Below are 21,641 nucleotides of genomic sequence, written 5' to 3'. Positions count from 1 at the left end.
GCACTCGTAAAATAAACTTTTTAAACGAACACTGTTCTTAACGAACGGTGTTCGTTATAATATAAATGAGATGTGGCTTTAAACGATTTTCATAAAGAAGAGGAGATGCATACGATGACGGCATTATCTAAGGATCAAAAGCAAATCGCTATCATTGGAGGAGGACCTGGGGGGCTAACGCTCGCCTTAATACTGCAAAATTACGGTATACAAACGACCATCTATGAACGAGAGGTGCATGACAAGAGTCTTGAAAGAGGGGGCTCACTGGATATTCACGAAGAAACAGGCCAAAAAGCTTTAAAAGAAGCGGGAATTTATGAGGAATTTCAAAAGAACGCCCGCTATGAAGGAGAAGATTTCCGCTTACTTGATAAGTCAGGAAAAATTTATTTAGATGAAGAAACGGAACCAGATCAAAAAGGGACCCGCCCAGAAATTGACCGTGGTGTTTTGTGCGAACTGCTGTTAGATCAAATTAATGCTGAGAACATCAAATATGGTTATAAACTAGAAAGTTGCGTTTCACTAGAAAACGGCATGACGGAGCTTCATTTTGAAAACGGAGTTGTCGAGACAGTTGATCTTTTAATTGGAGCAGATGGTGCTTTTTCTCGTGTGCGTCCTCTGTTAACAGATATTGATATTGAATACGCCGGACTCACGATGCTGGAACTGAATATCCTCAACGTAGAGGTGAATCACCCTGATTTAGCTGCATTTAATAAACGCGGGAAGATGTTTGCTTTAGCAGACCACAAAGGACTGATTGGTCAGTTAAACGGGGATGGACGAATAAAAGTGTATGCAAGCCTTATGGTAGAACGTAACTGGATTGAGGCTTGTGGTATTCCTTTTCATCAAGCGAAAGAAGCAAAAGAACAATTATTAGAGTTATTTAGTGATTGGGACGATCAGCTGAAAAATTATATTCGTTATGCAGAAGATGCCATCATTCCAAGACGGATTTATACGCTTCCTGTCGGTTTTAAATGGAACCGCCATAAAGCAGTAACGCTTATCGGTGATGCAGCTCATGTCATGTCACCATTCGCAGGGGAGGGCGTAAACATGGCGATGTTTGATGCAATGGAACTCGCACTTGCGATTGTCCGAAATCCTCATCATATCGAAAAGGCTATAGAAGAATACGAAGACATGATGTACGAATATTCATCGGAGAAAGCTCATGAATCAGAGAAAAGTTTAAAACTGTGTTTTTCAAAAAACGCTGCGGTCAAGCTTGCAGATATGATGAATTCTTTTCAAGAAAACGGTGATTGATGCTCAATTTACTATTTGACTTTGACATGTTATAAAGAGAGTATGAACAATTCAAATCGTCGTATTATCAGTCGTCGGTCTCAGCCCGCTAAAGAGCCCTTAAGCCGTGAACTCATTGTGAAAACTGCCTTTGATCTTCTTAAGGAGCAAGGGTTAGAGGGCATGAGTATGCGTAAAGTGGCTAAAGCATTAGATACAGGACCTGCATCCTTGTATGTCTACGTGAACAATTTTCAAGAACTAAGTGCTTACGTATTGGATTATGGTCTCGGCCAAATGGTTTACCCAAATTCAGCGGGTGGCACATGGAAAGAACAGCTATTTGACATATTGCATACTTATTTCCTGCTTCTATACGAAAAGCCAGGTCTTGCTGAAATTTCTCTTTCCACCATCCCGCAAGGAACGAACTTTTTACAGTTGACCGAACATCTTCTCGCTGCACTGCATGAAGGCGGAATCAAATCTACATCCGCTGCATGGGGAGTAGACCTGTTACTGTTATACGTATCTTCCGTAGCATACGAAAAGGTCTCTTGGAAGAAACAAGGCTCTTCGCAAATTTCAGATACAAAAAAAACATTTCATGATGCAGACAAAACGCGGTTTCCTTTCATCAATAGCCTGAAAGAAGAAATGTTTGCAGGTGATACCGTATCACTAGAACGGTTCAGGTGGGGAATTGACGTCATTTTGTCTGGAATCCAGCAAAAAATCAATTAGAAAGGAGCAAAAAAAGCAGTCAATGGCTGCTTTTTTATATTTTCTCCACTTTTTCAAAACATATAAAAAAATCTATATATTGTTTTTGCATATAAAAAATTATATAATCTAGTGGAATAAACAAATGAGGTGCTTAGGCATGGAACATATAAAGAATTTATTACAGAGCTATATTCCTTTAGCAAAATCTACTGCAAAAATGTTTGGACCAAATTGTGAAGTAGTGATTCATGATTTAACGAACCCTCAAGCATCAGTCATGTTTACAGTCAATCATCATGTCACGGGAAGAAAAATCGGTCAATCATTTGATCATTTGGTAAAGACTGTTTTACAATCAGAAGATTTTAAAGAAGATTATCTCGCTGGGTATACATTTAAAACCGAAGACAACCGTACCATTCGTTCTTCGACTTCATTAATTCGTGATTCCGAGCAAAAGGTAATTGGTGCATTCTGTATCAATTTTGATGTTGAAGCATTGAATCAAATGCAGCAATTTATGGATACTTTTCTTTCTACAAAAGTTGAAGTTCAAGAGAATGAAACAACAACAAATGATGATCTTGAAAATGTGGAAGAAATCGTAGATCAATTGATTCAACAGATCATTGAAAACAGTGTTCACCCAGTCATGAAACGCCATGAAAAAATTGAATTAATAAGGTTTATGGATGAAAAGGGAATTTTTTTAATGAAAGGTTCAGTTGAGAAGGTCGCATCTATGTTAGGTATTTCTAAAGTCACCGTCTATAGCTATTTGGATGAGATCAAACATAAATCGAATGAAGGGGAAACGAAATGAAAAGCATCTTTGAGGTAGGGAATCTAAAAGCCAACGGACACTATGCATTCGCAACCGTTCATCAAAACACGGTCTATGTTTCAGGACAATTTGCCATCAATCCTGAAACGAGAGAAAAAGAATTCGGTCCCATTGAAGAAGAGACATTACAAGCGCTTAAAAATGTCGAGATGATTGTAGAAGCGGCTGGAAGTAAAAAAGAAAAAATTTTGCGTATGACATTATACATTTCTGATATTGAACTATGGGACAAGGTAGATGCGGTTTACACTGAATTTTTCGGTGAACACCAACCAGCACGTACTGTTGTACCAACGAATGAATTACATTTCGGTTTCAAAATTGAAATTGATGCTATTTCTTATATTTAGAATATTTTTTTGCCTATGATATATAAAAAAGTATATTTCGTATAAAAAATTATTCGAAGCGGATGATGATCGATGAATCAATTGATTTGTAACGATTGTGGGAAAGTATATGAGATGACAACAACCCTATGGAAATGTGATTGTAACGGCGTATTAAACCTGGTGAAAGATACCCCTAAAATAGATATGGCGGCTTGGGATCACTATCCAAACTCATTATGGCGTTATGTTGAAACCATGCCCTTTTCAAAGGGTTCTAAGACTTGGGAATCTGTAACAATGGGTGAAGGTCAAACTCCGTTAATCCTTTTAGATCCGAATGAGCCAAATACTTATGTAAAAGTTGATTATATGATGCCTACACTCTCCTTTAAAGATCGAGGAGCTGCTGTTTTAATGACAAAGGCAAAGGAATTAGGGGTATCAAAAGTCATTGCGGATAGCAGCGGGAATGCAGGAACAGCGATTGCCGCTTATGCAGCTCGTTGCGAGATTGCATGTGACATCTATTTAAGCGATGAAACTTCACCTAAAAAGGTCGCTCAAATAAAAGCCCATGGAGCAACGATTAAAGAAATTCGTGGTACACGCGAGGACATTGCTGCTGCAGCCCAAAAAGCAGTAGACGACGAAAACGTTTTTTATGCAAGCCATGTATATCATCCTTATTTTTTTGAGGGAACAAAAACATACGCATATGAAATCTATGAACAAATAAAAGGAGCTCCAGATGCTGTAATCATTCCGGTTGGAAACGGCACTCTCCTTCTAGGAGCGTATTATGGCTTTAAAGAGTTATTTGAAAATGGTTTGATTCATAAAACACCGAAAATCATTGCCATACAAGCGAAAAACTGTGCACCTCTTGTGAAAGCTTATCAAAACGAGGAGGAATCAGCATCGCCTGTTACGAATACAGGAACCTTAGCAGAAGGGATAGCCATTGCTGCCCCGGCGCGCTCCAAACAAATTCTACAAGCTGTACAAGATACCAATGGTACATTTATAGATATTGAAGAAAATGAGATATTGAATGCACGCTCTAAACTAAGTGAGAAAGGATTTTATGTAGAAGTGACATCTGCAGTCAATTTTGCCGGCTACTTCAAATATAAAAAGGAATCAAAAGAAACCATCGTCATACCTCTTTGCGGGGCAGGGATTAAGTCAAAATAACCCGTAGAATACAACTTGAAAGCGGAGGAATGCTTCATGGGATTTTACTCATTGCGAAGCACATTGGTCATACAGTGACTTCCATGATTTTAGAAGAAAGTTAGCAGCTTGTATTGGTATGAATTTAGATGATACAGATTTCGTCGAAAAATAGCTGTTTCATTATCATTCTAAGAGTATCTCAAGAGAGATGCTCTTTTTCTTGCCTGAATGCACAATCTCTGTTGCCCAAAATTACAATTTCACTCAACTTCTAACTATTTTTTCATTTGTTCTTCTCCCCAATAGCAAATTGCATCTAATACAGGCATCAGTGATAATCCCTTTTCCGATAAACTATATTCTACTTTTGGAGGCACTTGAGGATATTCTTTACGATTAATTAATTGATCCGCTTCAAGTTCTTTTAGTGTATTGGTTAATGTTTTAAAAGAGATAGTCCCAAGCATTCGTTTTAACTGATTATAGCGAATAGGACCATTGTTTGCATATAAAGCATACAGTACCGTCATCTTATATTTCCCACCAATTAAAGATAAAGTGTACCCAAATCCAGTTTCTTTTAGGTCAACAGTAGCTGTAAAGGATTCTTTCGTCATTTCACACTCTCCTTTAGGTTAGTATCGCACTTTAATTACCGTACTTGTAGTACGTTATAGCATACAATAAAATGAATGTACATCAAAATATGATGAAAATAACAAAAAAGGGTGAATGAATAATGAAAACGATTGTCTATGCACATCCTTGGGACGGAAGCTATAATCATGCCATTTTGACTTCCATTACAGAAAATCTAGAAACAAAGAGAGAACTATTTCAAGTGATCGATTTATATAAAGATGGGTTTAATCCCGTTTTTTCAGCTGAAGAATTGAAGTATTTTATTAAAGGCGAAACACCTTATCAATTAGTTAAGGATTATCAAAAGAAATTAAGTCAGGCAACTGAATTAATATTTATATTTCCTGTCTGGTGGTGGGATTTACCTGCAATTTTAAAAGGATTTATTGATAAAGTCATGTTAAGAGGTTTCGCATTCTTAGAAGATAAAAACACTGGGGCTTTAAAAGGTTTATTGACAAATATTAAAAAAACAACTGTGATCTCAACATCTACAACAGATAAGGATTATATAGAATCTGAAGGTGGGAATGCGATTCAAAGCGTTTTTATTAACAGAACTCTTGCTGACTTGGGACTTAAAAATGAAGACACCCAATGGATTCATTTTTCAAGAGTTAACTTAACAACAGATGAAAAGAGAAAAATATTTTTAAACGAAATATCCCAAAGTATTTAATTTACTGTTGCAGCCAATAAGGAAAGGCACAACCTTTACGACCAATCTAATTTATTGAGAAGGTGGTAGAGGTTGTGAAAAATTAAATATGTATTCTCATTTCTTAGTTTACATAATATATATTCTAGGAAGTTAAACAACAAACGAATTTCCTTCGTCTCAAAACTAAGTATACTTATCTTATTGAGACAAAAAAGAAAAAAATCAATTTTAAATTGATTCATCTAAATGCTTTGATGATATTCGCGGGATTTCACAACCATAACCAATTCGTTGCAACGTTTTTGTCAAACAGCGCCAGATGCTATGAGCTTTGCTATCAAACGATCATTATAGCTCCAGTTGATGTTCGATTGTGTGTTTACCAAATCAATGCTTTTTTCGTTCTAATATGTCAAAACATCTAGTCCAACATTACACTTGAAAAATGCTCATTAATCATTGTGTATCCATCAATTTCACCTCTCACCAATAGAAATTTCTTTTGACTAACATTTTTTCATTACGTTCCTCCCTCCTGTTATTTACGAATCAGCAAGTCTCCTTTATAATCGAGTAGATTTGTTCAATAACATATATATCTTTAAATGTGAGGGATTAGATGGAATTAAAGTGGTATAAAGCAATTATTGTGATCTTTACGATGTCTGGAATCTCCATTTCTACATGGTTTTCGCGGACACCGGAAGTTAGAGATTTATTACAAGCAAACACAGGAACAATGGGACTTATTTTACTCGGTTTATCTGTTGGTTCAATTGTTGGGCTTGTTCTTTCAAATGTATTCGTCCGCAAAAAAGGCGGCCGAGTGGCGATTGTGATCAGTGCTTTTTTGATGTTCCTTGGATTCACTACTCTTGCCATTGGTTCAACGCTCTCTTCTATCTTTGTCGTCACTTCTGGTCTTTTTCTTTTTGGAGCAGGCTCTGGCATGTGTAATGTAGCGATGAACTTAGAAGGAACAGAGATTGAGTACAGCATCAAGAAAACCATTCTGCCTATATTGCACGCTTCCTTTAGCATTGGGACGTTAATTGGAGCAGGTGCTGGTATTCTTTTTATCCATCTAGGGGTTTCTGTATTGATACACCTTCTCGTTATTGCCCTTCTATTCTTCCTCAGCATATTGATTTGTACACGGTTTATCCCGCATGGGACAGGAAAAGATCAGCATGAGAAGCAGTCAGATACAGTTGAGCCTGCTCAAACAGCATGGCTGAACAAACGTACGATATCTCTTGCGATGATTGCCTTATGTCTTGCGTTTGTCGAAGGCTCGGCCAATGATTGGATTCCACTTGCAATGGTGGATGGCTATCAAGTTTCACATTCCATGAGTACGGTCATCTATGCTTTGTTTTTGTGCGGCATGATTAGCGGCAGACTGATCAGCGGACGATTGATTGATCGCTTTGGCAGAGTGTTATTGCTAAGAGTGGCCATTTTATCAGCAGCTGCCGGACTATTCTTAGTCATTTTAAAGATTTCACTTGTTGTATGTATGATATCGATCTTTTTATGGGGACTTGGCGCATCTTTAGGCTTTCCGCTGACCATTTCTGCAGCTGGCGATGATAGCCGGTACGCTGTCAAACGCGTCAGTATTGTGACCTTATCTGGTTACACAGCCTCCCTTTCCGGCCCTCCTATTTTAGGGCTGCTTGCTAATCAAGTTGGACTGCTTCATGCCTTTATCTTTGTTCTATTTGCCATATGTATTGCAGGAATCTTTACTAAAGCTGTAGCAAAACCACATTCATTACAAGCTCACTAAACGTGTCTGATCCTTGATCATGGCACTTTTTTTAAATTTAAAAAATAAAATTGAAACCTTTCATGAAGTGAAACAGTCCTATAGATGTCCTGATGTTTATCGTTTTTTTAAAGAGGGAAAGTAAAAAAATAAGACTTTTCAAATAACTGAAAACGTGGTAAGATCATGAAAATAACCAGGAAGGGGTGAGAAAAATGAAAAAAAATATGCTATTAAAATTAGGTGTTTTATGTATAGCACTTGCAAGTTTTCATTTGTTCTCAATGCCTCATTCCGTTCAGGTATACCATCATGCGAAGGTGGTTGCCGATCAAGAATCACATGAAATGAAAATCGTCCAGACAATGGGCGATGAAAAGAAACAAAAACATGTGAGCGCAGTATTTGCCGCATTTACAGCACTGCTGATTATTGGCAGTATGACAGCTGGATTTGCGCGCATCACTCATACTGATCGATTTGACCGGAAAAAGAAGCATTTACTTGCAGTTTTCTATCAATCTTCTTATTTCCGACAAGCTCGTGTTTAACCCAACCATCTAAATCAAAACAAAAATTGGGAGGTTTTACACGATGTTATTTTTCTTAAGAATTTTCATTCTAGGTCTATTCTCTGTCACTTCACTTTCTCTTTTCGTTTACCAAGGAATTGAAGTAGTGCACGCCATTACAAGCATGTTTGGCAACCACGAGAGCTAATTGACCTGTATATAAAAAGAAACCCCCTGCCAATCGCAGGGGGTTTTCGTTTGCTTATTTATTGTCATCTGGTGCACGTTCAGGAGTCAGAAGGACATGAGTCACTTCTCCCTGCTCTTCCTCATCTACAATAAATGACCCATTGCTATAGCGGTCATTCGCTCTTAAAGTAGAAATATCTAGTGGAATCGTTGTGCCTTTTTCGGTATCTATCTCAAGTGTATCGTGCAGCGCTGCAGCGATCACAGCCACAATACGGTGTGGGTTTTTCTTTAACTCTCTCAGCATAAGAACTCCGCGTTTCGCTCTTGATGTTTTATCAAATTCAGAGAGGTTCATTCGCTTTACAGCCCCTCTTTGTGTTGTGAGCACAAGGACATCGTTCTTCGGATCAATGATCTGGCCAGAGACTACCTCGTCCCCTTCCTTCAAGTTGATTCCTTTGACACCTGCCGCTCTCGGTCCAACAACACTTACTTCTTCTTCATCAAACCATAAACCGTAACCATTTTTCGTTGCAATAAACAATTCCTGCTGTCCTGTTGTGACATGAACATCAACGAGTTCATCGTCACCTTTTAGATTCAAGGCGACAAGCGGTTTCGAATAACGCTGCGCTTTATATTGAAGAAGCTCTGTTTTCTTCACCATTCCACCTTTCGTAAAGAATAAAAGATATGACGTTTCATCAAATTCTTTTATTGGAATGGCTTTTTGGATTGATTCCTCGCGATCAATCGAAATGATATTCGTAATATGCTGCCCCATGTCTTTCCAGCGTATATCTGGCAGCTGGTGAACAGGACAATAAATGTAGCTTCCTTTATTCGTAAACAGCAGAAGAACATCCGTTGTATTCATTTCAAACTGATGAATCAAACGGTCAGTATCTTTCATGCCAAAGTCTTTACCGTTAGAGGCAGCATAAGAGCGCTGGCTTGTTCGTTTAATGTAACCATCTTTCGTGACTGTCACGTAAACATCCTCTGATGCGATCATCACTTCAAGGTTAATCTTAATTTCTTCGATTTTTTCCTCAATGACGGATCTTCTCTCATCAGCATATGTCTTTTTGAGCTTTTTCAGGCTGTTTGTAATGACCTTCAGCAGCTTTTTCTCGTTCGCTAAAATGTCTTCAAGCTCTGCGATGCGCACATCAAGCTCTCTTGCTTCGTCTCTTAATTGCGTAATATCTGTATTCGTTAAACGATATAACTGGAGTGAAACAATCGCTTCTGATTGTGCTTCTGTAAAATCATATTTCGCCATCAAGTTGTTCTTGGCATCTCGCTTATCATTAGAGGAGCGGATTGTGGCAATGACTTCATCTAAGATAGAAAGTGCCTTAATTAAGCCGTCGACAATATGGTGGCGTTCCTTCGCTTTTCGAAGCTCGTACGCTGAGCGGTTCGTCACCACTTCCTTTTGATGGGCAATATACGCATCTAGTACAGTTGTGAGCGTCATTAAGGTCGGTCTTCGATTATGTATCGCTACCATATTAAAGTTATACGGGATTTGCAGATCTGAGTTTTTATATAAGAAATTCAGTACACCATTTGCATCTGCTTCTTTTTTCAGCTCTACTACGATTCGAAGCCCAGTACGGTCTGTTTCATCTCGGACCTCTGAAATACCTTCTACTTTTCTCTCAATTCGGAACTCGTCCATCTTTTTGACAAGGTTGGCTTTATTCACTTCGTAAGGAATTTCTGTGATCACGATTTGCTGGCGTCCGCCGCGGATGGTTTCAATCTCCGCTTTTCCGCGAATCATGATCTTCCCTTTTCCTGTTTCATACGCTTTCTTAATACCGTCTACACCTTGAATGATACCGCCCGTTGGGAAATCCGGCCCTTTGATGACTGTCATTAAATCCTCAACCGTACAATACGGCTGTTCAATTCGCTTAATGACACCATCAATGACCTCTCCAAGATGATGCGGCGGGATATCTGTCGCATAACCAGCTGAAATCCCTGTTGATCCATTCACGAGAAGGTTTGGGAACATCGCTGGTAATACAACTGGCTCTTTGCTTGTATCATCAAAGTTCGCAACAAATTCGACCGTTTCCTTGTCTAGGTCCTTTAAAAGCTCTGAAGCAATGGCAGACAGCCTTGCTTCCGTATAACGCATGGCAGCAGGCGGATCTCCATCAATACTCCCGTTATTTCCGTGCATTTCAATCAGCACATTTCGTACTTTCCATTCCTGACTCATTCTTACCATCGCTTCATAAACAGATGAGTCTCCGTGCGGGTGATAGTTACCAATCACGTTACCGACTGTTTTAGCGGCTTTACGGAAGTTTTTATCCTGCGTATTTCCTTCTGCGTACATCGCATATAAAATTCTTCGTTGTACGGGTTTTAGACCATCACGTGCATCTGGAAGCGCCCGGTCTTGGATAATATATTTACTATAGCGGCCAAAGCGGTCGCCGATTACTTCTTCTAATGGTAAATCATGAAATCGTTCTTGTTGTGCCATGTTTAAACCTCCTCAGCTAGCGACAAGTTTTCATTTTCAAGAATGTTGCTTTCCTCATCAAGTCCAAACGCGACATTCTTTTCAATCCATTTACGGCGTGGTTCAACTTTGTCACCCATTAAAGTTGTGACGCGGCGCTCCACACGTGCAGCATCATCAATTTTGACCCTGACAAGTGTTCTCGATTCTGGATTCATTGTCGTTTCCCATAGCTGGTCGGCATTCATTTCACCTAACCCTTTGTAGCGCTGAATCGTGTACCCTTTTCCAACTTTCTTCAGTACGTCATCCATTTCTTCATCAGACCATGCATACTCAATGATTTCTTTTTTCCCTGAGCCTTTGCTGACTTTATATAAAGGCGGAAGTGCAATAAACACTTTGCCATGCTCAATCAGCGGCTTCATATAACGATAGAAGAATGTTAAGAGAAGCACTTGAATATGCGCTCCATCCGTATCCGCATCTGTCATGATGACGATTTTGTCATAATTGATGTCTTCTACATTAAAATCGACACCGACGCCTCCACCAATTGCATGAATAATGGTGTTGATTTCTTCGTTTTTGAAAATATCAGCAAGCTTTGCTTTTTCAGTATTGATGACCTTTCCGCGCAGCGGCAGAACCGCTTGGAATTTACGGTCACGTCCCTGTTTAGCTGACCCGCCCGCTGAGTCACCCTCTACTAGATATAGTTCGTTTCTTGCTGGGTTTCTAGATTGGGCTGGTGTTAATTTTCCGCTCAGCGTTGCTTCAGATTTTTTACGTTTCTTGCCGCTTCTCGCTTCTTCACGGGCTTTTCTAGCAGCTTCTCTTGCCTGCTGCGCTTTAATCGCCTTTTTCACAAGAAGAGTGGCTGTTTCCCGGTTTTCTTCAAGGAAATACGCAAGTTTTTCAGAAATAACAGCATCAACAGCTGAACGAGCCTCACTTGTCCCAAGCTTTCCTTTTGTCTGCCCTTCAAATTGAAGCAGCTCTTCAGGAATTCTGACAGAAATAATAGCAGACAGTCCTTCGCGAATATCAGTACCTTCTAAATTTTTGTCTTTTTCTTTTAAAAGGGCCACTTTGCGTGCATATTCGTTAAAGGCTCTCGTCATGGCCGTTTTGGCACCAGACTCATGTGTTCCACCATCTTTTGTTCTGACGTTATTGACGAAGGAAAGGATATTCTCCGAGTAGCCATCGTTAAATTGAAAAGCAAAATCTACTTCAATGGACTGATGCTCTCCTTCAAATGAGACGACTTCACTTAGAACATCTTTTTCTTCATTTAGATAAGCAACAAAGGCTTCAATGCCTGTCTCATAATAAAACGTTTCTTGTACATCATGCCGTTCATCGATCAGCTCTATTTTTAACCCTTTTAATAAAAAGGCAGATTCTCTTAAACGCTCTGATAATGTATCGAAATTATAGGTCGTAACACTGAACATGGTTGGGTCCGGCTTAAAATGAATCAGTGTTCCCGTTTTTTTCGATTTTCCGACTTTTTCAAGTGATGTGACAGGTTTACCGCCGTTTTCAAAGCGCTGGTGATAAATAAATCCGTCCCGTTCAATTGTGACAGTAAGCCATTCTGACAGCGCGTTCACAACCGATGCCCCAACTCCATGAAGTCCACCACTTGTTTTATATCCACCTTGACCAAATTTTCCGCCTGCGTGCAGGACCGTTAAAATGATCTCAGGTGTCGGTTTTCCAAGCTTATGCATACCAGTAGGCATTCCTCGCCCTTTATCTTGGACGGAAATGCTGTTATCTTTATGTATTTTGACAATGATATGATCTCCATGGCCAGCGAGCACTTCATCGACAGAGTTGTCTACAATCTCATAGACAAGGTGATGAAGACCGCGGGAATCCGTAGATCCAATATACATCCCTGGACGTTTACGGACCGCTTCAAGCCCCTCTAGCACCTGAATAGAATCATCGTTATAATCTACTTGCTGCTTTTTAACCAAATGCTTAATCCCCTTTCACTAACAAACATAACCGGCTAATCATCAAATGATCTCTCTAGATTTTAATGATGATCATGCTGCTCATTACTGTCCACTTTAATAAGCTGCATCATCACCATGCATGTGGGATTGACCAATACATGCTCTTTTGCACAGCTATGAGAATCATTCTACATTCTGCAATCAGAACTAGAAGTCCATTATAAACAAGACTGTTTCATAAGCCAAATGCAATCATATGATGGTTTTAGCAAAACAGAACAAATGTTCTATATTTATCTTATCGCTCTTTTTCTCGATATGCAAGGCCGCCGATATGTCCCTGTCGCCTTATTTTATCGCTTTCTTCTAGAATCGCAAATATATTTCTGCAACAAAAAAGCAAAAATCCTTGAAAAACCAAGGATTTTTGACGAATTAATGAGTTTTTGTCAACGCATGAGCCACCTTGATACATAAATCCATGATGGCGACCTTGCCATTTTCCTCAATCAGCCTTTTCGTTTCATCGTGATATATGCCTTGCTGCGCCCAAAAAACAGGTGCGTCTATTTGGAGAAACTCTTCTGCCACCTCTGGCAAAAACTCTGAACGTCTAAAGACATTGACGATATCAACAGGCTCTTTTATGTCTTTTAAAGAAGCGACTGCTTTCACACCGAGTGCTTCATCGATCGTTGGATTCACTGGGATAATCTCATACCCGGCATCCTGCATCGCTTTAGACACCATATAAGACGTCCGGTGCGGCTGATCTGATAATCCAACAACAGCAATTCGTTTACTGCTCTTTAATATACGGCCGATTTCTTCTTTCGTAGGATTGTTCATCAAGACACTCCTTTTCCTCTATTTTAGCGAATTTCTGCTTAAAAACAAAGCCGAATCCATCTGCTTTCGATTTTTTCAAAAAAAGTTCCCCATGTTTTTCACAAGATCATGTTAAAATGTAAGACAAGAGGGAGAATATAAAGGAGTTATGCAGATGTTAATTGCTTTGATGTTTATTTTGGCTTATCTTCTCGGCAGTATTCCATCCGGTCTCATTGTCGGGAAAGCTGCAAAGGGTATCGATATCCGTGAACATGGCAGCGGAAACCTAGGTGCGACGAATGCATTTCGTACACTTGGCGTAAAAGCAGGGTCTATTGTGATTACTGCTGATATCCTAAAAGGGACGCTTGCTTCAGCTTTACCGTTTTTCATGCAGCTGGACATCCATCCCTTATTAGCAGGAGTTGCTGCTGTTATCGGTCACAGCTTTCCTGTCTTTGCAAAATTTAAAGGGGGAAAGGCAGTCGCTACATCAGGCGGTGTGCTGCTATTTTACGCCCCATTCCTATTTATCACGATGATCGCTGCTTTTTTCTTATTTTTATACATTAGTAAATATGTTTCACTATCATCTATGCTGACCGGGATCTATACATTCATTTACAGCATATTCACCAAAGACCTATTCTTAATCATTGTTGTTGCCGTTCTTGCTGGCTTTGTGATTTACAGACACATCGCCAACCTCAAACGAATTCTCAACAAAACTGAACCGAAAATCAAATGGCTCTAGCCGTTTCATCCATTTAAATATGTGGTAAAAGTAAAGAAAAGCTGTTTTTGCATCCTGCATTTTAAAAACAGCATGACTTCAAAAAGGGGCGATCACATTGAAATTAACAATAAAAGAAGATGCACTCAATTGGTACAAGGATGAATTAGATTTAGAAAAAGGTGATCAAGTTCGCTTTTTTGTGAGATATGGCGGGTGCAGTAATGTTCAAAAAGGCTTTTCTCTCGGCGTCGCAAAAGATGAACCTCAAAATGCCGGCGCAACTGCTGAAATAGAAGGTATTACTTTCTTTATTGAGGAAAGTGATATTTGGTACTTTGACAACCATGATCTGCATATTGATTATAACGAGTCCGTGAAAGAACCAGAATTTCATTATGAATAAACAAAAAAGATACCTCATCCCTCGGGTATCTTTTTTGTTTTACACTTCAATATACAGCCCATACTCTTGAATGTTTCCTAAAGACCGTTCCTTTTGCAGAATTCTTTTTTGCGGCTCACCGATTAAGTCAAAATGAGGAAACCCTTCGCGGTCATGAATCCATTCTTTTTTTAGTCCATGTCTTTCTCCCCACTCAACTAAACGCTTCATATCCTGACAGGCTGCTTTTGTGACGGTATTGGCATTTGGAAAACGGTCATCGAGCCAGTAGTGTGTTAAAAAAGCAACTTTTCCTTCCTGGACAGCTGTTTTCCAAGCGTTTAAATCGCTTCGTTTAATACCAAAAGCCATAAATTAAACCTGCTTCTTCGACTGTTCATATACTTTATGCCAAGCAGGAAAGGCTTTTCTAAATTGAATAGGTCTAAAGGTGTCTTTATCTACACAAATATGTGAGGTTGTCCCTGTAATCGCTGTTTGTCCATCAGGTTTTTGAATTTCATAGCCATACACCGTTTTGACACCATTATATTCTTCAATCCATGTATGAACGGTTGCTGTTTCACCATACAGCAATGGTTTTTTATATTGAACCTGCAAGTCTATAACAGGTGCAAGAGCACCGTCTGCTTCTAGCTGCGCATAGGAAAACCCTAATTCTTTAATCAATGCTGTTCTGCCGACTTCCATCCAGATTAAATAATTGGCATGATATACGATGCCCATTTGATCTGTTTCTGCATAACGGACTTCTATTTCTTTTTTGGATACATACACGTTTTCATCGCTCTCCTATCAAAACCTAAGGTCTGTCTCTGCCATTTTACCACATTCCAAATGGTTCTTCTAAAAAGAGGCAATAAAATAAACCAGGAATCCCTGGTTTATTCAGTATAGCCATTCTTTCTTGCTGCTTCTTCGTCCTTTATCTCAGAACGCATCGCGTCAATACTCATTTTGCGGTTTTCGTTTTTTTGTTTGATCATTTGCTTTTCTGTCTCAGTCGAAACGGACATCGCTGCTTCAGATTCATCGATATTGTCAAGTGTGTTCTCGATCATATCTTGCAGCTTTTCAACATTATCAGATCGATCATCTGGATTGGATTGATATGACTCGTTATTCATGATGATTCCCCTCCTTATTCGCCCTTTGTCTGTATCACATCTGGCTGTTCATTTGATTTATTATGCATCTTTTTACCTTTATTCCGTTTGTATGCTACAGGTTTTGTCCCTAAATGGTCTGGTGTAAACTGCGCTTGTTTATCATGCTCTCTACCCATTATTCATCCCTCCCTCTCCTTTAGGATGAACGAAAACGGATAATTCATGACTTATTTTTGTCTAAATCGTTCTTCCAACTTTTCTTCGAGCTGGTTTAAAAATTCCTCATTGCTTAATAATTCTTTTTTATTTTCAAGCACAAGCTCTTCAAATGTGCGTCGTTTTCTTCTTCTCATTCCACTCACCTCCATATATGTATGATTACATTTTCGCCAAAACATTTGGAAAATAAGCAAAAAAAGCTGAATCATTATAGATCCAGCTCTTTTTCAATTTCTTTTTTTGTCAGCATTTGATGCTTCACAGACATGATGCGTCCTTTTTCATCTAATATGTAGGTCGTTGGGTATGAAAGTACCTGATATCTTGCTTGAATGCCTTTTTGGTCCAATAAAACAGGAAAGCTCAGCTTTAATTCTTTTGTGAATGCTGCCACATGATCTACACTCTTTTCAGTGGTTGTCAAATTCACCGCTAGTACTTCAACTTGGTCATTTTCGCTCCTAATTGCGTCTAGATCCGGCATTTCTGTCCTGCACGGCTTACACCATGTCGCCCAGAAATTGACGAGCACCTTTTTCCCTCGGTAATCAGATAACGAGGCGGTTTTGCCATCAAGGGTTTTTAGTTCGAAATCAGGGGCTTGATCCCCTTTTTCAAGACCGATTGCGGGCTCTTTTGGCCCAAATAAATTCCATGCAAGTAAACCAATCAACACAAGTAAAACAGCGCTTGCCATTCCTTTTTTCCACATGATTGATCCTCCACTATTTTAAAAAAGAAGAGAAAGCTGTTGAATCGCCTTCTCTTCTTTGCTGTATTAGTTGCTTGCCAATTTTTCGCGAAGTACCATTTGAAGGATACCGCCATGACGATAGTAGTCAATTTCAACTTCACTGTCAAAGCGAACGACCACTTCAAATGTTTTCTCGTTACCATCTGTGTCAATTGCTTTCACAGTAACGAGATCACGCGGACGAACTGTTTCGTCAACATGAACTTCAAATGTTTCTGTTCCTGTTAGACCATGAGTTTCTGCACTTTCTCCGTCTTTAAACTGCAAAGGAAGTACGCCCATGAAGACAAGGTTACTTCTGTGGATACGCTCAAAGCTTTCAGCTAGAACAAATTTAATTCCAAGAAGGTTTGTTCCTTTTGCAGCCCAGTCACGTGAAGAACCCATTCCGTAGTCTTTACCTGCTAAGATCGCTAGACCTGTTCCATCTTCTTTATAGCGCATGCATGCATCATAAATGGATGTCACTTCACCAGTTGGCCAGTAAGTTGTATAGCCGCCTTCTGTTCCCGGTGCAATTTGGTTCTTAATACGGATGTTTGCAAAAGTACCTCTCATCATGACATGGTGGTTACCACGGCGAGATCCATATGAGTTAAAGTCTCTAGGCGACACGCCTCTTTCTTGCAAGTATTTGCCCGCCGGTGTGTCCTTACCAATCGCTCCAGCAGGAGAAATATGGTCAGTTGTGACAGAGTCACCGAACTTCGCAACTACGCGCAAGCCTTTAAGCGGTTCAACTTTACCAGGTTCAACTGATAGGTTTTCAAAGAATGGCGGGTTATCAATGTATGTGGAATTTTCATCCCATTTGTACAATGCATCATCCGTCGTTTTAATTTCATTCCAGCGGTCATTGTTGTCAAAAACAGTTTCATACTCTGAACGGAATAGCTCAGGTGTGACAGTGCTTTTAACGACGCTGTTGATTTCGTCCATTGATGGCCAAATGTCATTGAAATAAACGTTTTCACCATTTTTATCGACACCGATAGGATCTTTTGTTAAATCAATATTCACCGTACCTGCAAGTGCATAAGCCACAACTAATGGTGGAGATGCAAGGTAGTTTCCTTTCACAAGCGGATGGATACGACCTTCAAAGTTACGGTTACCTGATAAAACAGAAGTGATCAGCAGATCATTTTCAGAGACAGCATCTTCAATTTCTTTCTCAAGCGGTCCTGAGTTTCCGATACAAGTTGTACAGCCATATCCAACAATGTTAAATCCGAGGTCTCTTAAATATGGAAGAAGTCCTGAATTCACAAGGTATCCTGTTACAACTTTAGAACCCGGCGCTAGTGACGTTTTCACGTAGTTTGGCACTTTCATACCGAGCTCACTTGCTTTCTTCGCAACAAGACCTGCTCCGATTAACACGTATGGGTTCGATGTATTCGTACAGCTCGTAATCGCTGCAATCGCAATCGCACCTGTCTTCATCACAGCTTTTTCACCGTTTGCAAGATCAAATTCGATTTGTTTATCTAGCTCTGATTTATCTAAGCCAAACCCTTGGTTACCAGCTGGGCTTTCGATGTGTTTATGGAACGTCTCTTTCATTTGAGAAAGTGGAATCAAATCTTGTGGACGTTTAGGACCAGATAAGTTTGACTCAATTTTAGAAAGATCAATTTCCACAACATCAGTAAAAATTGGTTCTTCTGCATCTGGCGTATAGAATAAGCCATTTGCACGAGAATATTCTTCAACGATATTAATTTGCTCTTCATCGCGTCCAGTAAGGCGAAGGTAAGCAAGTGCTTCTTCATCTACTGGGAAGAATCCACAAGTAGCACCGTATTCTGGCGCCATGTTCGCAATTGTTGCACGATCTGCTAATGGCAATTGAGCAACACCCGGTCCGAAGAACTCAACGAACTTGTTTACTACGCCTTTTTCACGTAGGACTTGTGTGACTTTTAATGCAAGGTCAGTTGCAGTCGTTCCGTTTGGAAGCTCTCCAACTAATTTAGCACCAATAACTTCTGGTACTGGGAAGTATGAAGGCTGACCAAGCATACCAGCTTCCGCTTCGATACCGCCAACGCCCCATCCAAGTACACCGATACCGTTAATCATCGTTGTATGAGAGTCAGTTCCAACTAATGTATCTGGGTAAGTGATGATCTCGCCATCTTCTTCAATTGCATGAACAACACTTGCAAGATACTCTAAGTTCACTTGGTGAACAATTCCTGTTGCAGGCGGAACAGCTTGGTAGTTGTTAAACGCTTTCTTTGCCCAGCTAAGGAAGTTATAACGCTCTGCGTTACGTTCGAATTCTAAATCCATGTTAATGTTTAATGCATCTTCAGTTCCAGCTTTATCAACTTGTACTGAGTGGTCAATAACAAGGTCAACTGGAATTTCAGGGTTAATTTTATCCGGATCCCCGCCCACATCTGCCATTGCTTTTCTTAAAGAAGCAAGGTCAACGACGGCTGGTACACCCGTGAAGTCTTGTAAAATAACACGAGAAGGTTTAAATGGAACATCAATTTCTTTTACCTCGGCAGTTCCCCATTTTGCCAAGTTCTCAACGTGTTCCTTCTTGATCACTCTACCGTCTACTTGGCGAAGCACTGATTCTAAAAGTACCTTAATGGAATAAGGCAGCTTAGAAACATTTCCGATTCCTTGTTTCTCTAGTGCTTCTAACGAATAATAGTGATACGTTTTCCCATTTGTCGAAAACGTTTTTCTAGATTGAAAAGCGTCTTGTTTAGCGACTTGCTGCTGTTTCGACATGTCCAAAATCCCCCTTTTGATGATCAAGATCAATTTCAATTCTCAGAAAAATCGTCGTATTTCACCACAATTTTCTCACAATTTCATCTTAAAACAAATTCATACATAAGTAAATAACAATGCTTTTATTAAATTCAATAAGTTTAACTTATCATTAGGAAATGATTACTCTTCATAAACGAAGCGCATCGGGTTCATACTATAAATGAGGTGAAAGAACATGACAAAACGCAAAGCAAATCATGTCATTGACGGCATGAACGCAGCCAAAAGCCAAGGTAATGGCGCAGGCTATACGGAAGATGATCAACTCGTTTTAACAGAAGAACAAAGACAAAACAATAAAAAACGCAAAAAGAATCAATAAAAAGGAGCCAAACATCATGACGAATAAAAACACAGGGAAAGACATCCGTCAAAACTCTCCTAAGGAGCATCAAAGCGGTCAGCCTGAGCCGTTATCAGGCAGTAAAAAAGTGAAAAACCGCAACCATACAAGACAAAAGCACAATTCTCATCATGATATGTAATCATTCCCCTCTCATCCCGTGACCACACGGGATGTTTTAGGTCTTTCACACATTTCCATTTTCATCATATGATTTATTATGAGATGTGATGGAGGAGTGTTTATGGAGAATGAAAAGCAATCGAATTCCTCTGATTTTCTTGAAATAGATGATTGGCTCAATGTTTTAATGGATGATCCATTTGCCTGGTATGATGAACACCTCCCAATTGATCTTTATGAAACAAGCCGTGATTATATTATCGAAATCGATGTCTCCACTTTATCGATCACTGATGTAAAGCTGACCTTCGCTGGACATGAGCTGACGTTGACTTACACAGTACAAAAGCCAAAAGGTGAAGGCGAACAGCCAGTTGAAAAAAGCGTGATGCTCCCTTTTTATTTAAACGACAAAGACATTGCAACAGATTATGAAAACCAAATCATATCGATAAAAATTAAAAAATGTTCCGACCATCCAAGCGGTGCATTTTCCTTTCAAATCCCGCACTTCAAACATTAAGAGCCCACCTTCATATAGGTGGGCTCTCTTCCCGTTCGTTTCAAGTCAATACCTTTTGCGAACCACCATGGCCAAATAGTAGAGTCGCTATACAATAATGTATTCTTTTTCTACTAATCGGATTGGGTCATTCTAGTAAATGGGCGGCTATCAATGAAAAAGGGCGTTTATAGAGATAATAGACATACATTTTTGTTATTTTCTTCTATCCTCTCTTCATGTAATATAAAATAGAGAGATAAGGGGTATAAGGAGTGAGAACATGTTAAGCGGCTGGTTTTTGTGGTTCATTTTATTTTGGGGTACAGTGATGATCGGATTACTCGCAATCGGTGGCTTTTTTATGTTTCGCAAATTTTTAAAACGATTGCCAAAGGAAGATGGGAAATCAGAGCTTGATTGGCAGGATGAATATATTCAAAAGAGCCTTCACCTATGGCGGGATGAGGACAAACAGCTGTTAAATGAACTCGTATTACCTGTTCCAGAGCTGTTTAGAGATGTTGCCAAAGAAAAAATTGCAGGTAAAATTGGTGAGTTGGCATTAAAAGAACAGGCTGCCAGCATTAATTTAGACTTAATCATTCGCGGCTACATTATGGCTACACCAAAGCGGGATCATAAGTTTTTATTGAAGCGCCTTCAAGAAAAAAACATTGATCACTCGCCATATGAATCGTTATTAAAATAACCTCCTTTATTAAAAGGAGGTTTAATTCATTTGAATCTGCTGCGGATCTAATTGTTTAGACAGCTTTCTAAACGACAAATACATGGCAACCCGCCAAGGCACGATCATTCCAAAGGCAAGAATCCAAAACATCCCACTTAATGAACCATAATCAATAGAAGAACTTAGGATGGTCTTCATCCCGATACGAAGGACAAGAAGTCCAATGAGAATGAACACAAATGCTTTTGACCGCTTTAAGTAAATGTCATTGCCTCTAATTTCAAACTTCGAAGTTTTAATTAAAAATATAGAGAAAAACATCCCCACTGTGATCGCTTCTAGAAATTCAGCTCCAGTTACCCGAAACATTGGAACAAAGAACATCAGTGCGCCAGTGCTCATGAAAATAGGAGGTAAAATAATTTTTTTTGCCGTTGCAGGTTTTGCAGATGACTTAATGCGAATAAACATGACGGCCACCGCCATACATACCGCAATTATAGAAGAGATCAAGATCATCATATCAAATCATTCCTTTATTCTTTAAG

The 21,641-nt window shown here is 39.4% G+C and carries 28 protein-coding genes; 15 read left to right on the top strand and 13 right to left on the bottom strand.

Annotation, left to right across the window (positions count from 1 at the left end):
• Window positions 1-114 precede the first annotated feature (114 nt).
• The 5 genes from MHI46_RS09005 (at window position 115) to MHI46_RS08985 (ending at window position 4,359) form a co-directional block, all read left to right on the top strand.
• Entirely contained in the window at window positions 115-1,284 is a 1,170-nt protein-coding gene (locus MHI46_RS09005; RefSeq protein ID WP_260775982.1) for an NAD(P)/FAD-dependent oxidoreductase, read from the top strand.
• A 42-nt stretch (window positions 1,285-1,326) separates the two neighbouring features.
• Window positions 1,327-2,007, top strand: a complete 681-nt coding sequence (locus MHI46_RS09000; RefSeq protein WP_059376801.1) for a TetR/AcrR family transcriptional regulator — start codon at window positions 1,327-1,329, stop codon at window positions 2,005-2,007.
• A 139-nt stretch (window positions 2,008-2,146) separates the two neighbouring features.
• The gene (locus MHI46_RS08995) at window positions 2,147-2,812 is read left to right on the top strand and encodes a PAS domain-containing protein (protein ID WP_099663305.1); all 666 of its coding nucleotides are present in this window, start codon (window positions 2,147-2,149) and stop codon (window positions 2,810-2,812) included.
• Complete coding sequence (locus tag MHI46_RS08990; RefSeq protein ID WP_039178961.1) at window positions 2,809-3,183, top strand: RidA family protein; 375 nt, start codon at window positions 2,809-2,811, stop codon at window positions 3,181-3,183. Before MHI46_RS08995 ends, MHI46_RS08990 begins: the two co-directional genes overlap by 4 nt.
• Window positions 3,184-3,255: 72 nt before the next feature.
• The gene (locus MHI46_RS08985; protein WP_260775980.1) at window positions 3,256-4,359 is read left to right on the top strand and encodes a threonine synthase; all 1,104 of its coding nucleotides are present in this window, start codon (window positions 3,256-3,258) and stop codon (window positions 4,357-4,359) included.
• Window positions 4,360-4,616: 257 nt separating this feature from the next.
• Here MHI46_RS08985 and MHI46_RS08980 read toward each other — a convergent pair whose 3' ends face one another.
• Window positions 4,617-4,958: a helix-turn-helix domain-containing protein gene (locus MHI46_RS08980; protein ID WP_251180786.1), complete on the bottom strand. Its 342-nt coding sequence runs from the start codon at window positions 4,956-4,958 to the stop codon at window positions 4,617-4,619.
• A gap of 122 nt (window positions 4,959-5,080) precedes the next feature.
• Between MHI46_RS08980 and MHI46_RS08975 the strand changes: the two genes are divergently transcribed.
• The 4 genes from MHI46_RS08975 (at window position 5,081) to MHI46_RS08960 (ending at window position 8,135) form a co-directional block, all read left to right on the top strand.
• Window positions 5,081-5,662 carry an NAD(P)H-dependent oxidoreductase gene (locus MHI46_RS08975; RefSeq protein ID WP_039178952.1) on the top strand — a complete coding sequence of 194 codons (582 nt, stop codon included), beginning with the start codon at window positions 5,081-5,083 and terminating at the stop codon, window positions 5,660-5,662.
• A gap of 601 nt (window positions 5,663-6,263) precedes the next feature.
• Window positions 6,264-7,436: an MFS transporter gene (locus MHI46_RS08970; protein ID WP_126681905.1), complete on the top strand. Its 1,173-nt coding sequence runs from the start codon at window positions 6,264-6,266 to the stop codon at window positions 7,434-7,436.
• A gap of 194 nt (window positions 7,437-7,630) precedes the next feature.
• Entirely contained in the window at window positions 7,631-7,966 is a 336-nt protein-coding gene (locus MHI46_RS08965) for a hypothetical protein (protein WP_039178946.1), read from the top strand.
• Between the two features lie 43 nt (window positions 7,967-8,009).
• Window positions 8,010-8,135 (top strand): hypothetical protein, encoded by a 126-nt coding sequence (locus tag MHI46_RS08960; RefSeq protein WP_254966705.1) that lies wholly within the window; start codon window positions 8,010-8,012, stop codon window positions 8,133-8,135.
• A gap of 54 nt (window positions 8,136-8,189) precedes the next feature.
• Here MHI46_RS08960 and parC read toward each other — a convergent pair whose 3' ends face one another.
• From parC to MHI46_RS08940, 4 genes are all read right to left on the bottom strand, one after another.
• Window positions 8,190-10,628: a DNA topoisomerase IV subunit A gene (gene parC, locus MHI46_RS08955; RefSeq protein WP_126681904.1), complete on the bottom strand. Its 2,439-nt coding sequence runs from the start codon at window positions 10,626-10,628 to the stop codon at window positions 8,190-8,192.
• Window positions 10,629-10,630: 2 nt separating this feature from the next.
• On the bottom strand, window positions 10,631-12,598 hold the full coding sequence (gene parE / locus MHI46_RS08950; RefSeq protein ID WP_039178939.1) for a DNA topoisomerase IV subunit B: 1,968 nt from the start codon (window positions 12,596-12,598) through the stop codon (window positions 10,631-10,633).
• A gap of 417 nt (window positions 12,599-13,015) precedes the next feature.
• Window positions 13,016-13,429, bottom strand: coding sequence for a CoA-binding protein (locus tag MHI46_RS08945; protein ID WP_260775978.1), 414 nt, complete (start codon window positions 13,427-13,429; stop codon window positions 13,016-13,018).
• Window positions 13,380-13,508, bottom strand: coding sequence for a hypothetical protein (locus tag MHI46_RS08940; protein WP_258954596.1), 129 nt, complete (start codon window positions 13,506-13,508; stop codon window positions 13,380-13,382). The genes MHI46_RS08945 and MHI46_RS08940 overlap by 50 nt, the downstream gene beginning before the upstream one ends.
• Before the next feature lie 75 nt (window positions 13,509-13,583).
• Here MHI46_RS08940 and plsY point away from each other — a divergent pair, with 75 nt between their 5' ends.
• Together plsY and MHI46_RS08930 are read left to right on the top strand one after the other, a co-directional pair.
• Window positions 13,584-14,165, top strand: coding sequence for a glycerol-3-phosphate 1-O-acyltransferase PlsY (plsY, locus tag MHI46_RS08935; protein ID WP_024425146.1), 582 nt, complete (start codon window positions 13,584-13,586; stop codon window positions 14,163-14,165).
• 97 nt (window positions 14,166-14,262) lie between these two features.
• The gene (locus tag MHI46_RS08930; protein WP_024425145.1) at window positions 14,263-14,550 is read left to right on the top strand and encodes a HesB/YadR/YfhF family protein; all 288 of its coding nucleotides are present in this window, start codon (window positions 14,263-14,265) and stop codon (window positions 14,548-14,550) included.
• A gap of 39 nt (window positions 14,551-14,589) precedes the next feature.
• Here the strand turns inward: MHI46_RS08930 and MHI46_RS08925 are convergent, their stop codons facing one another.
• From MHI46_RS08925 to acnA, 7 genes are all read right to left on the bottom strand, one after another.
• On the bottom strand, window positions 14,590-14,901 hold the full coding sequence (locus tag MHI46_RS08925; protein ID WP_039178934.1) for a hypothetical protein: 312 nt from the start codon (window positions 14,899-14,901) through the stop codon (window positions 14,590-14,592).
• Between the two features lie 3 nt (window positions 14,902-14,904).
• Complete coding sequence (locus tag MHI46_RS08920) at window positions 14,905-15,327, bottom strand: thioesterase family protein (protein WP_024425143.1); 423 nt, start codon at window positions 15,325-15,327, stop codon at window positions 14,905-14,907.
• Between the two features lie 107 nt (window positions 15,328-15,434).
• A complete protein-coding gene (tlp, locus tag MHI46_RS08915; protein ID WP_024427090.1) occupies window positions 15,435-15,677 on the bottom strand; it encodes a small acid-soluble spore protein Tlp in 243 nt (80 codons plus the stop codon).
• 14 nt (window positions 15,678-15,691) lie between these two features.
• A complete protein-coding gene (locus tag MHI46_RS08910; RefSeq protein ID WP_008357830.1) occupies window positions 15,692-15,835 on the bottom strand; it encodes an acid-soluble spore protein N in 144 nt (47 codons plus the stop codon).
• A 51-nt stretch (window positions 15,836-15,886) separates the two neighbouring features.
• The gene (locus MHI46_RS08905; RefSeq protein ID WP_003211002.1) at window positions 15,887-16,012 is read right to left on the bottom strand and encodes an FbpB family small basic protein; all 126 of its coding nucleotides are present in this window, start codon (window positions 16,010-16,012) and stop codon (window positions 15,887-15,889) included.
• Between the two features lie 74 nt (window positions 16,013-16,086).
• Window positions 16,087-16,590, bottom strand: coding sequence for a TlpA disulfide reductase family protein (locus MHI46_RS08900; RefSeq protein WP_047203113.1), 504 nt, complete (start codon window positions 16,588-16,590; stop codon window positions 16,087-16,089).
• A gap of 66 nt (window positions 16,591-16,656) precedes the next feature.
• Window positions 16,657-19,386, bottom strand: a complete 2,730-nt coding sequence (gene acnA / locus MHI46_RS08895) for an aconitate hydratase AcnA (RefSeq protein ID WP_039178925.1) — start codon at window positions 19,384-19,386, stop codon at window positions 16,657-16,659.
• Window positions 19,387-19,606: 220 nt separating this feature from the next.
• On the opposite strand from acnA, the gene sspO reads away from it, so the two are divergent.
• From sspO to MHI46_RS08875, 4 genes are all read left to right on the top strand, one after another.
• Entirely contained in the window at window positions 19,607-19,753 is a 147-nt protein-coding gene (sspO, locus tag MHI46_RS08890) for a small acid-soluble spore protein O (protein WP_039178922.1), read from the top strand.
• 16 nt (window positions 19,754-19,769) lie between these two features.
• Window positions 19,770-19,916 carry a small acid-soluble spore protein P gene (locus tag MHI46_RS08885; RefSeq protein WP_012010105.1) on the top strand — a complete coding sequence of 49 codons (147 nt, stop codon included), beginning with the start codon at window positions 19,770-19,772 and terminating at the stop codon, window positions 19,914-19,916.
• Window positions 19,917-20,018: 102 nt separating this feature from the next.
• Window positions 20,019-20,420, top strand: a complete 402-nt coding sequence (locus MHI46_RS08880) for an Hsp20/alpha crystallin family protein (protein WP_059375391.1) — start codon at window positions 20,019-20,021, stop codon at window positions 20,418-20,420.
• Window positions 20,421-20,682: 262 nt separating this feature from the next.
• Complete coding sequence (locus tag MHI46_RS08875) at window positions 20,683-21,111, top strand: DUF2621 domain-containing protein (RefSeq protein WP_024427086.1); 429 nt, start codon at window positions 20,683-20,685, stop codon at window positions 21,109-21,111.
• Window positions 21,112-21,132: 21 nt separating this feature from the next.
• Here MHI46_RS08875 and MHI46_RS08870 read toward each other — a convergent pair whose 3' ends face one another.
• Window positions 21,133-21,615, bottom strand: coding sequence for a CcdC protein domain-containing protein (locus tag MHI46_RS08870; protein WP_024425136.1), 483 nt, complete (start codon window positions 21,613-21,615; stop codon window positions 21,133-21,135).
• Window positions 21,616-21,641 lie beyond the last annotated feature (26 nt).

It is taken from the genome of Bacillus sp. FSL K6-1000 (assembly GCF_038630785.1).
Lineage (GTDB): Bacteria > Bacillota > Bacilli > Bacillales > Bacillaceae > Bacillus > Bacillus safensis.
This window is presented reverse-complemented; position numbering and strand designations above follow the sequence as displayed.

Coding starts and splice junctions, on each gene's coding strand:
- MHI46_RS09005 (WP_260775982.1), top strand. CDS start 115: ATGACGGCATTATCTAAGGATCAAAAGCAAATCGCTATCATTGGAGGA.
- MHI46_RS09000 (WP_059376801.1), top strand. CDS start 1,327: ATGAACAATTCAAATCGTCGTATTATCAGTCGTCGGTCTCAGCCCGCT.
- MHI46_RS08995 (WP_099663305.1), top strand. CDS start 2,147: ATGGAACATATAAAGAATTTATTACAGAGCTATATTCCTTTAGCAAAA.
- MHI46_RS08990 (WP_039178961.1), top strand. CDS start 2,809: ATGAAAAGCATCTTTGAGGTAGGGAATCTAAAAGCCAACGGACACTAT.
- MHI46_RS08985 (WP_260775980.1), top strand. CDS start 3,256: ATGAATCAATTGATTTGTAACGATTGTGGGAAAGTATATGAGATGACA.
- MHI46_RS08980 (WP_251180786.1), bottom strand. CDS start 4,958: ATGACGAAAGAATCCTTTACAGCTACTGTTGACCTAAAAGAAACTGGA.
- MHI46_RS08975 (WP_039178952.1), top strand. CDS start 5,081: ATGAAAACGATTGTCTATGCACATCCTTGGGACGGAAGCTATAATCAT.
- MHI46_RS08970 (WP_126681905.1), top strand. CDS start 6,264: ATGGAATTAAAGTGGTATAAAGCAATTATTGTGATCTTTACGATGTCT.
- MHI46_RS08965 (WP_039178946.1), top strand. CDS start 7,631: ATGAAAAAAAATATGCTATTAAAATTAGGTGTTTTATGTATAGCACTT.
- MHI46_RS08960 (WP_254966705.1), top strand. CDS start 8,010: ATGTTATTTTTCTTAAGAATTTTCATTCTAGGTCTATTCTCTGTCACT.
- parC (WP_126681904.1), bottom strand. CDS start 10,628: ATGGCACAACAAGAACGATTTCATGATTTACCATTAGAAGAAGTAATC.
- MHI46_RS08945 (WP_260775978.1), bottom strand. CDS start 13,429: ATGAACAATCCTACGAAAGAAGAAATCGGCCGTATATTAAAGAGCAGT.
- plsY (WP_024425146.1), top strand. CDS start 13,584: ATGTTAATTGCTTTGATGTTTATTTTGGCTTATCTTCTCGGCAGTATT.
- MHI46_RS08925 (WP_039178934.1), bottom strand. CDS start 14,901: ATGGCTTTTGGTATTAAACGAAGCGATTTAAACGCTTGGAAAACAGCT.
- tlp (WP_024427090.1), bottom strand. CDS start 15,677: ATGAATAACGAGTCATATCAATCCAATCCAGATGATCGATCTGATAAT.
- MHI46_RS08910 (WP_008357830.1), bottom strand. CDS start 15,835: ATGGGTAGAGAGCATGATAAACAAGCGCAGTTTACACCAGACCATTTA.
- MHI46_RS08905 (WP_003211002.1), bottom strand. CDS start 16,012: ATGAGAAGAAGAAAACGACGCACATTTGAAGAGCTTGTGCTTGAAAAT.
- MHI46_RS08900 (WP_047203113.1), bottom strand. CDS start 16,590: ATGTGGAAAAAAGGAATGGCAAGCGCTGTTTTACTTGTGTTGATTGGT.
- acnA (WP_039178925.1), bottom strand. CDS start 19,386: ATGTCGAAACAGCAGCAAGTCGCTAAACAAGACGCTTTTCAATCTAGA.
- sspO (WP_039178922.1), top strand. CDS start 19,607: ATGACAAAACGCAAAGCAAATCATGTCATTGACGGCATGAACGCAGCC.
- MHI46_RS08885 (WP_012010105.1), top strand. CDS start 19,770: ATGACGAATAAAAACACAGGGAAAGACATCCGTCAAAACTCTCCTAAG.
- MHI46_RS08880 (WP_059375391.1), top strand. CDS start 20,019: ATGGAGAATGAAAAGCAATCGAATTCCTCTGATTTTCTTGAAATAGAT.
- MHI46_RS08875 (WP_024427086.1), top strand. CDS start 20,683: ATGTTAAGCGGCTGGTTTTTGTGGTTCATTTTATTTTGGGGTACAGTG.
- MHI46_RS08870 (WP_024425136.1), bottom strand. CDS start 21,615: ATGATGATCTTGATCTCTTCTATAATTGCGGTATGTATGGCGGTGGCC.